A 13,500-nucleotide genomic window follows, 5' to 3' on the forward strand; every position below is an offset into this window, starting at 1 on the left:
GCAGTACGATCTTCAAAGTTAAGATGATGGTATGACAATTTTATATACTCCATAAACCCTTTAAATTAATTAGGTGGTTTATGTCGCACTTCAAGTTTTACTCTGCCTAGATTCAAATCAAATAGAAATTTTGCGCCAATGACTATATATTAACCAGTTCTATTTTTAATGCATTATTATGCTAAATTTCATATATTCTTATATTTTTAATCATTACGTTAAATTTATAAATTCGCCTCAATTAAATAGAGAGCAATTATTATTTTTTAAGAAAATATTAAAAAACAGGAAATTATAATTAATGATGAAACAAGTTATTGTTCCTAATAAGCAAGGACTTAATAATAATTTATAATTTGTTGAAGATTCCATCTAAAAAATAATCTATAAAAAACTTAATGTCTAGAGAGGAAATAGCAAAATCAGAATAATAAAAGAAGAATTTCTATATGGCTAAATTAGATTATATAAAAAGGCTTAAAATAAAAAATGCTATAGTATTTAGAAGTTTTAAAATTTTGGTAGGTATATCCAGACTCGAACTGGAGACCTCTACGATGTCAACGTAGCGCTCTAACCAACTGAGCTATACACCTAGAATGCTACGCATATTATAAATTTTTGAATCCTAAGACAAGTTTTTTCCTTTATTTTTCAGTGCACATGCACAATTTTTAAGCAAGTACCTAAATTTATGAATATCCTTTTGGTCAGGCTTATAAGCTGAAAATTGATTTCTCTCATAGATTTGTATAGCTTCATAAAAAGACGTAACCTGATCTGAGCTTAAGGAAGCTGATATTCGAAGCATCCACTGTTTAAATGTTTCAGCCGGTTGCTTACGCATCTGAATAAGCAGGGAACGATTAAGCTGCTCTATGGCTAGCTCGAATGGTGAATTCTGTCTTCGCTTTTGAATATAAATCCATAAGAAATAAGATGCGATCAAAGATGAAATACCTATTATAAGTATCCACACAGCTGCATAAGCAGAGTTCAAGCCAAGTTTAGACATCCAGCTGCGTTGTGAATCTGCATTATAACCTACCACCTTACTTTGCCACTGATAACTGGCATAGTCACTCCAGACCCTCAACTTGGTCATAAACTGATATTGCTGTGTTGTCCATGTTCTACCCTCACCTAAAACTGCTGAATTTTCAGACATCAAGTTTTGCATACCATTATCAATACGTTGTGGAGCAATAATGGCAGTAGGATCAATTCGCTGCCATTGCTGGTTCACCCAGACTTCAGTCCAGGCATGCGCATCCATCTGGCGCACTTCCCAACTCTTGCCATCAGGTGCGAGTGAACCACCTTGATACCCCGTGACCACACGTGCTGGTATTCCTGCATAACGCATTAGCATGACAAAACTGGATGCGTAGTGCTCACAGAAACCACGGCGCGCATTAAACAGAAATTCATCCACCCGGTTTTGGCCTAATGTTCCTGGAGTTAAGGTATATACAAAATTATTCGCCCGGTACCAATTCAACACATTTTGAATATAGCGCTGTTGACTACCCTCGCTCTGTTTAACTAAATTTGCTGCCAGTGCCTGAGTTTGAGAATCATATTGAGCAGGCGTTCGGGTATTCATATATTGCAGATAGTTAGCATTTAAATTAGGCTGCTCTACCTCTGTTCCCACCCAGCGTAGCTGAATCGGTTCCACACGCTGAGTTAAACGGCGCGGCACAATTCCCCAATCATAACGGTTATAATAACGACGCTCTAAAGGGACTGATTTATCCAATCCCATCACCCAGAGTACGGATGGATCCGAAGCCAGATACTGATAATCCCAGCCCGATGCCAATGAGGCAGAATCATTCTGTTGGCGGATTTGTGGCTGCTGATTGATTGCACTACTGGTCCAGGTTTGACCATCATATTCATCTAATACCAAGGCACGCCAGTATAATTCTGCACGCGGAGGTAGCTTGCTTACATCGCCTATAATTCGGAACGCTAATGCACTCGACTGAGATAACTGGGCAATATCCCCCGGAGACATCCTGTCACTAATTCCGGTGACCCCTTTATTTTCAGGAATGGGGATATGCCACATCGGTGGCAAACGTGGAAAAAAGATAAAGAGTAAAATAAAAAATGGCAGTGCATAGAGTACAAATTTGCCGACATGTTTAGCATCTTGTTTTAATGCGTTCTCCTGAGCCTGTAAATCCTGCTCAAATTCACCTATCTGAATACGATATAAGCCAATGAAACAGCTTAGTAAGCACAGCAGAATCCCAAAAGCCATGATAAAAGACTGGCTATACAGGAAAGTACTCGCCGCCACAAACAGGGCAAAGTTAAATAAAATAATCAGGTCACGTTTAGTACGGGTTTCAAAAGCCTTGGCAAATAAGAAAGTGGAGAGCACGGCAACACCCGCATCTACACCCAAAAAACTTTGATGCGTAAAATAAATAACTGCAAGTGCTACGACTGTCAGCAACAGGGTCCATTTTTTAGGAAAAGTCTTTTGCTTTCTCAGATTCAGCCAGAGCAATACCAGCATCAGGGCAAAGATGATGCTGAGTCCTGCAGGTAGATAACTCACCTGTACAGCCAGAATTAAACTGAGACTGAGCAAAATGGCTGTGCGGATATTTGCATTCATCATGTCTATCCTCTTAAGCCTGTGCCAATAGAAGCTTGGCCTGATGCATCTGTTCAGCGCCATAACCTGAAGCCAGTTCTGCATGGGGCAAATGCAGGCTATAAGCCAATTGCTGTTGTTCACATTGTTCGATCAGCCCCATCATCCATTCCAGCTTTTCTTCATGCGAAGGGCTTGGCATATGTGCATAATGAATCTCTATACTGTGCTGGTTCTGATATTGTTCAAAGACCTTAATATACAAACCCTGCCCACGCGCTACCTGTTTCCAGGAAACAGCCTGCAATGATTCCCCTTCCTGATAACTTCGTAGTTCTCGAAACTCATCCATTTCTGGCTCAAAACTTGGCAAATGCTGCTTATTTTCAGTAGTCGAATACTGGGCTTTCGGTGCTACCCAGGCAAGGCGCTGGTGATAAAGATAGGTCCAAGCTCTTACCAGTCCAAAAGGATAGACTGAATATATTTGAATGGCCGGATAGACAAATTTTCCACGCTGTTCAGCATAAAAGGAAAAGCTGAATTTTTGCCTGGTCTGATTGACCAAGATCTTATAAAACTGTTCACCTGCCTGAATATACAGATATCGTGATTGTGCGACCGGTTGCTGAAAATGGAAATGCAGATTCAGGTCGTGTCCCACCTGCCCGATTTCATCCGTAAGCAGTTCGATACTCAATCCATGCAGCTGTTTAAAAGTCAGATAAAAACTGATACACAGTACGGCACTGATTAGAAAGCAAAAACCTAGAATCAGGTTATTGGCATAATTTACACCTGCAATAAAGGTGATGAAAATAAGTACCAGATACAGATAGCCCTGCTGATAGATAAAGACCAGCACATCACGTTGTGAGAGCTGTTTTTGCTGTGCAAACTGAAAACGTTTACTTAACCAGGTCTGCCAAAACTTTCCCAAGATCTGGCTCCTAGCTTATCGCCACTTGCTGCATGAGATTTAAGGTTTCTGCCTCACTTAACCCTAAACGATGCGAAGCCACTGCCACAAACACAGCCTGTACATCATCCGGTGTGATGAAAGCACGATTCTCAATCAAAGCATGTGCCTGAGCTGCCCGTTTTAATGCCAATAAGCCACGTGTTGATAATCCATAACGGTTTTTTCGGGTTTCTTCAGCCAGATCCAGCAAATATTCCTGTATAGGTTCGCTGATATAGATCTGATTGACCAGTCGCTGCAGCTCTAAAATCTGCTCTTCACGGAACACATAGGCCAAGGTTGCAATTAGGGCAAAGCGGGATTCTTGCTGCAATAACAGTTTTTCTGCATGTCGGGATGGATAACCTAAAGATAAACGCATCAAGAACCGATCTAGCTGGGATTCTGGCAAAGCATACGTTCCGCTCTGGAATAATGGATTCTGTGTTGCAATCACCCAAAATGGTTTAGGCAAGGCATAACGTACTCCATCGACTGTCGCATAACCTTCTTCCATCGCTTCCAGCAAAGCACTTTGGGTTTTGGGGCTGCAACGGTTAATTTCATCCGCCAAAAGAATCTGGGTAAAGATTGGACCCTGCTTAAACTCAAATTGATGTTCTTTCTGATTAAACATGTTGATGCCAATTACATCGCTGGCAAGCATGTCATTGGTAAACTGAATCCGTTGAAACTTTAAGCCGGCAAGATGAGACAGACTGCTTGCCAATGTGGTTTTACCTAAACCCGGTAAATCCTCAAACAGAACGTGTCCACCAGCAATCAGGCAACACAATGCCAGTCGGGTTTGTGCCTGTTTATCCAGCACAATTGCATTAATTTCTTTAAGGAATTTTTCAATACTGGGAGCATAGCTGGCAATCTGCTGTTCAAGCTGAGTATTTATGTGCGCTATATCATGATTTGCTTTTTGCTTTATGCCCCACATCACAAATTTTCTCATTAAAATAGATACTTGTGATTAACATACACTGAATTTAAACCACACTAAAGATCAATAATATATCTTTACACTGAGTCATTTACCTAATCATCAAAAATATCAAATAAAAAGTGGTTCATTTAAAAGTTTCAATCTCGGAAATTAACTTCTCTAAAGTTAGAAGCTGCTTAAAATATATTCCAATCCTTCAGTAAAGATAAATTACCTCAAGCAATCTAATTAGGTTGCTCTACATTTCCAAAGTCACGAAACGAATTTATCATTCTCATTTTTACAGGTATAAAAGCCATATCTTAAAAGTATATTTTTAAGCTATTTGTATAAAGTTTAAACTTGATGATAAATATAAATCAGCGCATAGACTTGTATAACCATCTAATATCTTATCTTTCTAGATTTTGTAAAATGTAAAAAAAGCGCCCCGAAAGGCGCTGTTTTTATTGATTCATTAACATGGACATTTTTTCATGCCACCGCCAGCAGAGGGATAACGTGCATCCACACAATGACGATAGAAAGTTTTGGCATCCATCGCTTCCAAATCTGGATGATGTTTTTTCATATGTTCCAGATAGGTCTGATAATCCGGTACTCCAACCATCAAACGGAAACTCTGCTGCAAACGTTGCCACAGCGTCGCGATACGTGACCAGTTTTTCGGATTCAGGATTAAATCCTTTTGCGACATGACGGTCATTTTAATGATCTTGTAGATCACCGCTTTTCCGCCTTTGGCAAATTTCAGATTCATACCAGTCTCCTTAGTGATGTGCTGTAGGTTTGATCTCAGCAGGATCACGATAAATCGCTTCAGCTTCATGTACAGTTGGTTCCGGATTTGCCAAAGCACGGCGAATCACACCAATTGCAGCAAACAGCATGACGAAAGCAACAATCATAAAGAAAGCACATAGACCCGCATTGATCTGATTCGACAATGCTACTGTGTGCATCTCAGCCACGGTTTTTGCTGGTGCCAGAATTTCATTATTGGCAATTGCCGTGTTAAAACGGTCAGCTTGCGCAAGGAAACCGATCTTCGGATTTTCATGGAAAATCTTCTGCCAGCCCGCAGTCATTGAGGTAATGAACAGGAATACAGTTGGAATAATCGTCACCCAAACGTATTTCTGTTTTTTCATTTTGAACAGAATCACAGTACCCAGAATGAGTGCCATTGCAGCCAGAATCTGGTTACCGATACCAAACAGTGGCCATAAGCTGTTAATCCCACCGAGTGGATCGACAACGCCTTGATAAACGAAGAAGCCCCAGCCTGCAACTGCAACCGCAGTACCCAACAGGTTTCCGAAGAAGTTATGAGATTGTTTTACTGCAGGAATCACGATACCCACGGTATCCTGCACCATAAAGCGACAGGCACGAGTACCGGCATCAACAGCAGTCAGGATGAATAATGCTTCAAACAGAATCGCAAAGTGATACCAGAATGCCATCATTTCACGGCTATTGAAGATTTCGGTAATGATATGCGCCATACCAATCGCGAAAGTCGGTGCACCACCAGTACGCGACAGAATCGAGTTTTCACCGACTTCCTGTGCCAGCAAAGTCAAGGCTTCAGGGGTTACTACGAAACCAAGGGTTCGTACTGCTTCTGCTGCACTTTCTGCCGTAGTACCAAGTAATGCGACTGGCGAGTTAATCGCGAAGTAAATGCCTGGATCCAGAATCGCAGCACAGATCAAGGCCATGATCGCCACAAAAGATTCCATTAACATACCGCCATAACCGATCATACGGATATCGCGTTCGTTGTTGACCAGCTTTGGTGTGGTTCCTGATGAAACCAGTGCATGGAAACCGGAAATCGCACCACAGGCAATGGTAATAAACAGGAATGGGAACATTGAACCTGCAAATACAGGACCAGTACCATCAATAAATTTGGTAATTGCTGGCAGTTTCATTTCTGGCATCGCGAACAGAATACCAATCGCCAGACCCGCAATCACGCCAATTTTCAGGAAGGTAGATAAGTAATCACGCGGTGCAAGTAACAACCATACCGGCAATACAGAAGCAATGAAACCGTAGATAATCAATGCCCAAGTCAGTTCAGTACCTGACAAGGTAAAGAATGGACCCCAGTATGGGTGTTGAGCAATATTTTCACCGTAGATAATGCCGAACATCATCAACACGAAACCAATAATGGAGACTTCTGCGATTCGTCCTGGACGGATAAAGCGCATGTAAATACCCATAAATATTGCAATCGGAATCGTCGCAGCAATACTGAATACACCCCATGGGCTGTTGGTTAAGGCTTTGACAACGACTAGCGCCAATACCGCCAGGATGATAATCATCACGCCTAAGGCACCGAGCATGACAATAATACCGGCAAAAGTACCTAGTTCCTGTTTTGCCATTTCACCCAGTGAACGACCGTCACGACGAGTTGAAATAAACAGTACCAGAAAATCCTGAACTGCACCGGCAAGTACCACACCGACTAATAACCAAATAGTCCCGGGCAAATAACCCATCTGTGCTGCAAGGATTGGACCGACTAAAGGGCCCGCACCGGCAATCGCAGCAAAATGGTGACCGAATAACACGCTTTTATTGGTCGGCACATAATCCAGACCATCACTCAGACGATGGGCAGGTGTTAAACGGCGTGCATTCAGTTCAAAAACTTTATTGGCAATAAATAAACTGTAGAAACGGTAAGCGATGCTGTACACACAGGCTGCGGCCAGTACCAGCCAGACTGCATTCACATGCTCACCACGACTGAGTGCAAGTATCCCGAAGGAGACTGCCCCGACTATGGCTACCAGGAGCCAGATGATTTTCGAAGTCATGGTTGACTTCTGTTGTAAAGTTTCCATTCCATCCCTCATATTGTGAAGCATATAAATCAGCGTGATTTTTTTATTCGAGGTACTGCTGTTTTCCCTTGCGACTTTACGCTTGTTCCTTTCGAATTCCTCTAAGACTTTGGCATAAAAAAGGGGATGATTTTCATCATCCCCTTTGATAATAGTCTATTTTCAGACCATTATGCACGTTCTAGGTATTCACCTGTACGTGTATCAACACGAACTTTATCTTCTTGCTGAACAAATAATGGAACACGTACTACCGCACCTGTTTCCAGTTTCGCTGGCTTACCGCCACCGCCCGAAGTATCACCACGTACACCTGGATCAGTCTCAACGATTTGCAATACCACAAAGTTTGGTGCATTCACTGTTAAAGGAACGCCATTCCAAAGCATGATGGTACATTTTTCATTAGAGTCATCTTTTAACCATTTTGCTGCATCGCCCATCGCGATTTTATCTGCTGCAATCTGTTCAAAAGATACTGGATCCATGAAGTTCCACATTTCGCCATCGTTGTACAAGTATTCCATTTCTACTTCTACGATGTCAGCAGCTTCTAGTGAGTCACCAGACTTAAATGTTTTCTCTAACACTTTACCTGATTTAAGGTTACGTAATTTTACGCGGTTGAAGGCTTGGCCTTTACCTGGTTTTACGTATTCGTTTTCCATGATTGAACATGGGTTACCATCAAGCATAACCTTAAGGCCTGACTTGAAATCATTCGTAGAATAATAGGCCATGACTGGCGCACTCCAAACTTACTAACTTTAATCTATTGATGCTATGGGCTGTTGCAATGTCATTTAGCAAGTCTGACACGAACATGTAGTTGCCACATGCACATTCATTTAATGTTGCGTATTCTAAATGACCAATACACTATGCCGCAACGAAAAATTCCTATTTAACAGACCTTCACTGACTAAGTTACAGTCAGACATATCAATGAACAAATTATTCAGCCCCTACCATCTGCTGATCATTAAGACAAAGCTTTATATAATCTGCTCAACTAATACGTCAAACTTTATCCAATACAGGCACATTCATACTATATATAAACTGTTAAACTAATCGCTTCAGCTTCATCGCTTCCACTTTTACTTTATTCTTCCCACATGACAGACTTTTTCTATCAGGAACAAAACTGGCAGTCACAACTGAGTGACTTGATCACAAATCCGCAGGAATTATTACAACAACTGAAACTCTCACCTGAGCAGCTACTTTCTGGCGCAATTCTGGCATCAGAACAATTCAAGTTACGGGTGCCACGTGCTTTTGTTGGCAAAATGCAGACTGGCAATCCACTTGATCCCCTGTTACTGCAAGTCCTGCCACATCATCTGGAACTGGAAGAGCATCCGGGTTTTGTTACCGACCCTTTGGGTGAAGAACAGGCTAACCAGCAGCCAGGTGTCCTGCATAAATATAAGTCACGTTTTCTGTTGACCCTGACCGGAGCCTGTGCCGTACATTGCCGATATTGCTTTAGACGTCACTTTCCTTATCAAGAAAATTTACCCAAGAATGAAGACTGGGAAAATATTAAAAGCTATCTGCTAAGCCAGCCAGATATTAATGAAGTGATCCTGAGTGGTGGTGATCCACTCACTCTTTCTAACCGGAAATTAAAACTCTGGATTGAACGTCTGGAAACTTTAACTCAACTTAAATTCTTAAGAATACATTCACGAGTTCCGATTGTAATCCCAAGCCGAATCGATGACGAGCTGACAAGCATGTTAAAAAACAGTAGGCTACGTATTATTCTGGTGGTACACTCAAATCATGCATCTGAGCTGGATGATTACACCTGTAGCAAACTGAATCAGTTGGTTCAGCAGCAGATTACCGTACTTAATCAGGCAGTGTTACTCAAAGGAGTAAATGATACTGCACCAGTTTTGGTCGATTTAAGTTATCGCTTGTTTGAAGCCGGAGTGATGCCGTATTATTTACATGTACTTGATAAAGTAAAAGGGGCGCATCATTTTGATTTGTCACCTAAGCATATAAACGAGATTTATACAGAAGTTTTAGCGAACTTACCCGGGTATTTGGTACCTAAACTTGTTCGGGAAATTGCGGGCGAAAAAAATAAGACACCGCTTTTTGGGGTTTCAACATTTTGAGTTAAATAATAAATGAGTAAACATAATTCAGATATTTTTCAAACGCCGACGGAACTTAAACTGGATCAACTGAGCTTTTGTCCAGCCAATGTAAAAGCCTTGCAGGAATGGGTTGCAGGAATTTCGATCCTGCAACTGGGGACATCCTCCAAGTCACTGTTCAGTGCCCTACTGGAAATCTCTGAGCTGAAGTGCTCTGAAACCCTGCGTTTTGACCTGATTCAGGTACTGCATCCGACTCTTGAAAATGTACTGACCAGCCTGGAAAAACACTTCGTCAATCAAGGTCTGATTACTACTGACCGTAATGACCAGATTATTGAACTGGCAATGCTGCTGCGTAGTCATTTTGCCAAGGCCTATATTGATATTGCCAAGCGCTGTAATCATGAGCTGAATCACAGCAGTTTTTCCTTATTTAAACTGGGAAAAAAGAAAAGTCTGACCACGGCACGTATGGTTTCGATTTACTATGCCTTGCAACAGCTCAGCCTGCTGCTGTATCAACAGCATATGCTGTATGGCAAGCCAGTGATGGGCCAATGGCTTGCAGCTCATCAGCTACTTGAAATTGCAATGCAAAATAATTTCCATCAGAGCAATATCAATCAGGTCCTGGGTACTCAGCATGAGCTACAGAATATTTCGAATGCGTATGCACAGCTGATCCTGCTGGAAATCTTTAATACTCATCAAATCCGACCTGCAGAAATTCAAGGACTGTATCTTTGCAGTTTTGACTGGACCAAACTGGTTCAGGTTTTACCTAAAGAAACTACCCTGTCCCGCTATGCAGTCGACAGCAGCAAAGACTTGCCACCAGTATATAACTCGCGTCTGAATGATCATTTCAAGCCGAGCATATTTATTGCCACTCAGAACCTGATGGAACATTTGGCGGGTACACAAACCAAAAATGCCCAGTATCTGTCGCGTAATGAAAAATTGTTCCTCACGCCAGCACTACATTTCCATATCTATAACCTGTTAACCACGACCATGGAACGTCGTCATGAGCGTTATGAATACTCAGCGCATATCAATATTTGTTTTGGTTTGTCGGCTGCACATTTCTACCTGTCTCAGGGCAAAAACTTCCATGAAACCCTAGATGTTGAAGGCGGCTATAACTTCCAGAGTGAAAGTAGCTTTGTCAGCGCATCAGAAAATGCTGTACCAGGTTCGTTTAGTCATATCAAAGCCTTAGATCGTGAAGCCAAGCAGATTCACCATGCCGAAGTGCTGGACATCAGCGTCAATGGTTACCGGATTAAGTGGACCGGCTTTACCCCATCGAATCTGAAAACCGGCGAATTTATTCTGGTTCAGGAAAATGCCCAAAGCCAATGGCGTGGTGGTGTGATCCGCTGGATCAAACAGTCAACAGAAAAAAGTCTGGAACTAGGCTTGGAAATTCTGGCGCAAGACCTTTTCCCATGTGCAGTTTATGCACGGACTGACCGTCATCTGAAAAATTATCAGCCAGCTTTACTGGTACAGACAACCCAACTGGATCAGATTTCGAATAGTATTATTGTGTCAGGTGTACAGATGTTTAGGGAAAAACAGACGATTCACCTGCGTGTTGATGGTCGTGAAATAAAAATCTATCTGACCAAAGCACAGCTGATCACACAAAGCTTTATTCGATTTGACTATGAATTATTGAATGATCAGGAAGAACAGATCATTAAAGGCTTTATTCACAAGCAAATGAATGAAATCAATAATCACGACTTATGGGAAGCATTGAAGTGAGAAATCCATTATTGTCTAAAAAGTTAAAACGTACGGAAACACGTTTACTGATTATTGATGATAATCAAATTAGATTTAACCAGATTCGTGATCTGTTGACCGCCAATGAATATCAGGTGGATGCAGTTCTACTGGATGACCTGCAGAACTTTGAAAAGCAGTTGAATTTCAACTGGGACCTGATCATCTTTGGCCGTGCGTATGACCTGAAATATGAACAGGCACTCAGTCTGGTACGCCTATCGAAACAGCCAAACTTGCCGATTCTGCTGCTTAAACCTGATGACTATCAGGCTAATCAATATACCGGTTATATCCAGAAAGGTGTGTATGACATTTTGAATCTGGAATATCCAGAACGCTTTTACCTCGGTCTGGTACGTGCCCTGTCTTTCAGCCGTCTGACCCAGTCGCAGCAACATTTAATAGAAGAGCTGGAAACAGCACAAACTCAGGCACAATTACTGGTTGAGGACAGTAACAAAGCGGTAGCCACCATTCAGGAAGGCATTCACATTCAGGCCAATGAAGATTACCTGAAACTGTTTGGCCTGAATTCTGAAGATGACATTATCGGTTTGCCTTTACTGGATCTGTTACAGCCACAAGATTTAAACGAATTTAAGACCCGTTTTAAGAAAATTTCCCAAGGTCAGTTCGAGCTGGGTGGTTTTGAAATTCATTCAACCAATCCAAAGATTGCTGCAGTCAACCCCCTCAAGCTTGAGTTCCTGGCTTCTACCAGTGAAGAAGATGCTTTACAGCTAACGATTGATACTGCGAAAACTCAATCTGCTACAACAACTGAAAAAGCAGCAGTCAAGCCAAGTACGTTACAATTACTAAAACGCGAGCTGAACCGCGAACCTGCCAATGCCAATGCATTGATCACCTTCTCTTTTGCTGCTTATGAGCCTCAAATTCTCAATGCAGATTGGGCGATCTACACAGGCTACTTCCATGAAGTTAAGAACTTCCTGAAAGAACAGGTTCGTGTATCGCTGTTTAAACTGGAACATGATGTCTTGGTCGGTGTCATTCAGGCCGATTCTCAGGAAATTCTGGAATCTAAACTGATTGGGTTAGCTGCATTAACCAAACCGCAGTTGATTACAGTCAATCAGCAGACCTGCTCTCTGAACTTACGCATCGGTTATACCAAGCTTGACGGTGAACTACATGATGAGGCACAGCTGGATCAGTATATTGCTCGTGCCTTCTCTACACCATTACCTCAAGCACAACAGTCTTCCGAATTTGTGCTGGATATTCCATCGGATATGCTTGCACCTGCAGAAACTGTTCCAAGTCTGGAATTCAGTATTGCCGAACCAGCTGCAGCCCAGTCAGCCTCTAGTCCAGTATCTGCACCAGTTCCAACGCCTGTAACACCAGCCACGGCGGCAGCACCTGTAGCGATGCCAGGTTCAATCCTGCATGCACTGCGTCAATGCCTGGAGCGTGGCGAAATCCATCTGAAATATCAGCAGCTGTATGATAAGGAAGATAGCAACCTGTATACCTATGAGGTTACGAGCGGTTTTATTTTTGAAAATAAATGGCAGGATATTTCCAAGCTACTGGAACTGCGTGAAGATGATGAACTTTCAATCAAGCTAGATCGCTGGATTCTGGTTGAGTCTTGCAAGCAACTGCATAACTTTATCACCCAATATCCTGAAGCCCGCTTGATCGTAAACCTGAATCGTGCCGTGCTCTTCAAAGACCGTAGTTTTCCTGAGTTTATCTCCAAGCTGATTATGATTATTCGCAGTAAATTAAAGCATCCTCTCACTTTACAATTTGCTGAAGAGGATCTGATTCTGAACCGCGAGGATGCGCAGAAATATATCCGTATTCTGCGTGACCATGGCGCAGAGATTGCGATTCGTGAATTCGGCAATTCGATGTATAGTGAGACTTTGCTCCGTGAAATGGATGTAAATGCCTTAACGATCCATCCACAGCTCACTGCGCAATTGAATTCCAATACCGAGGAATTGCAAGAAAAAATTACTGGCTATCTGGAAATCAAACCAGTTTATCTCCTGTTACGTGAATTGAATGACATGACTTCCTTTGCCAATGCCTGGAATGTCGATGCACGCTTCATTCAAGGAGATTACTTCCAGAAAAAACTGGATCATCTGATCGATGTACAGGAGCGCTAAGCGCCTGTACCAAGTCTGAATATTTTGAATTCACAA

At 42.0% G+C, this 13,500-nt stretch carries 9 protein-coding genes and 1 tRNA gene; 3 read left to right on the forward strand and 7 right to left on the reverse strand.

The genetic code is table 11. The features are described from left to right. Window positions 1-519 precede the first annotated feature (519 nt). The 7 genes from ACS72_RS10665 to efp form a co-directional block, all read right to left on the reverse strand. Window positions 520-596: transfer RNA gene (locus ACS72_RS10665), tRNA-Val, on the reverse strand. Between the two features lie 32 nt (window positions 597-628). Next, window positions 629-2,638 (reverse strand): DUF3488 and transglutaminase-like domain-containing protein, encoded by a 2,010-nt coding sequence (locus tag ACS72_RS10670; protein WP_048882097.1) that lies wholly within the window; start codon window positions 2,636-2,638, stop codon window positions 629-631. A 10-nt stretch (window positions 2,639-2,648) separates the two neighbouring features. Then, window positions 2,649-3,554: a DUF58 domain-containing protein gene (locus ACS72_RS10675; RefSeq protein ID WP_048882098.1), complete on the reverse strand. Its 906-nt coding sequence runs from the start codon at window positions 3,552-3,554 to the stop codon at window positions 2,649-2,651. Between the two features lie 10 nt (window positions 3,555-3,564). Next, on the reverse strand, window positions 3,565-4,524 hold the full coding sequence (locus ACS72_RS10680) for a MoxR family ATPase (RefSeq protein WP_004810431.1): 960 nt from the start codon (window positions 4,522-4,524) through the stop codon (window positions 3,565-3,567). A 463-nt stretch (window positions 4,525-4,987) separates the two neighbouring features. After that, window positions 4,988-5,290 (reverse strand): YbdD/YjiX family protein, encoded by a 303-nt coding sequence (locus ACS72_RS10685; RefSeq protein WP_004810433.1) that lies wholly within the window; start codon window positions 5,288-5,290, stop codon window positions 4,988-4,990. A gap of 10 nt (window positions 5,291-5,300) precedes the next feature. Further along, on the reverse strand, window positions 5,301-7,400 hold the full coding sequence (locus tag ACS72_RS10690; RefSeq protein WP_008306591.1) for a carbon starvation CstA family protein: 2,100 nt from the start codon (window positions 7,398-7,400) through the stop codon (window positions 5,301-5,303). A 170-nt stretch (window positions 7,401-7,570) separates the two neighbouring features. Further along, window positions 7,571-8,140 carry an elongation factor P gene (gene efp, locus ACS72_RS10695; protein WP_004810438.1) on the reverse strand — a complete coding sequence of 190 codons (570 nt, stop codon included), beginning with the start codon at window positions 8,138-8,140 and terminating at the stop codon, window positions 7,571-7,573. Between the two features lie 378 nt (window positions 8,141-8,518). On the opposite strand from efp, the gene epmB reads away from it, so the two are divergent. Genes epmB through ACS72_RS10710 form a run of 3 tightly spaced genes read left to right on the forward strand, consistent with a single transcriptional unit; the run spans window position 8,519 to window position 13,464 of the window. Beyond that, complete coding sequence (gene epmB, locus ACS72_RS10700; RefSeq protein WP_048882099.1) at window positions 8,519-9,535, forward strand: EF-P beta-lysylation protein EpmB; 1,017 nt, start codon at window positions 8,519-8,521, stop codon at window positions 9,533-9,535. Window positions 9,536-9,547: 12 nt separating this feature from the next. Beyond that, the gene (locus ACS72_RS10705) at window positions 9,548-11,293 is read left to right on the forward strand and encodes a hypothetical protein (protein ID WP_048882100.1); all 1,746 of its coding nucleotides are present in this window, start codon (window positions 9,548-9,550) and stop codon (window positions 11,291-11,293) included. Beyond that, window positions 11,275-13,464, forward strand: coding sequence for an EAL domain-containing protein (locus tag ACS72_RS10710; RefSeq protein ID WP_048882101.1), 2,190 nt, complete (start codon window positions 11,275-11,277; stop codon window positions 13,462-13,464). The genes ACS72_RS10705 and ACS72_RS10710 overlap by 19 nt, the downstream gene beginning before the upstream one ends. Window positions 13,465-13,500 lie beyond the last annotated feature (36 nt).

The sequence above is a fragment of the Acinetobacter sp. VT 511 genome (genome assembly GCF_001077515.1).
Lineage (GTDB): Bacteria > Pseudomonadota > Gammaproteobacteria > Pseudomonadales > Moraxellaceae > Acinetobacter > Acinetobacter schindleri.

Coding starts and splice junctions, on each gene's coding strand:
- ACS72_RS10710 (WP_048882101.1), top strand. CDS start 11,275: ATGGGAAGCATTGAAGTGAGAAATCCATTATTGTCTAAAAAGTTAAAA.
- efp (WP_004810438.1), bottom strand. CDS start 8,140: ATGGCCTATTATTCTACGAATGATTTCAAGTCAGGCCTTAAGGTTATG.
- ACS72_RS10690 (WP_008306591.1), bottom strand. CDS start 7,400: ATGGAAACTTTACAACAGAAGTCAACCATGACTTCGAAAATCATCTGG.
- ACS72_RS10705 (WP_048882100.1), top strand. CDS start 9,548: ATGAGTAAACATAATTCAGATATTTTTCAAACGCCGACGGAACTTAAA.
- ACS72_RS10670 (WP_048882097.1), bottom strand. CDS start 2,638: ATGATGAATGCAAATATCCGCACAGCCATTTTGCTCAGTCTCAGTTTA.
- ACS72_RS10685 (WP_004810433.1), bottom strand. CDS start 5,290: ATGAATCTGAAATTTGCCAAAGGCGGAAAAGCGGTGATCTACAAGATC.
- epmB (WP_048882099.1), top strand. CDS start 8,519: ATGACAGACTTTTTCTATCAGGAACAAAACTGGCAGTCACAACTGAGT.
- ACS72_RS10680 (WP_004810431.1), bottom strand. CDS start 4,524: ATGTGGGGCATAAAGCAAAAAGCAAATCATGATATAGCGCACATAAAT.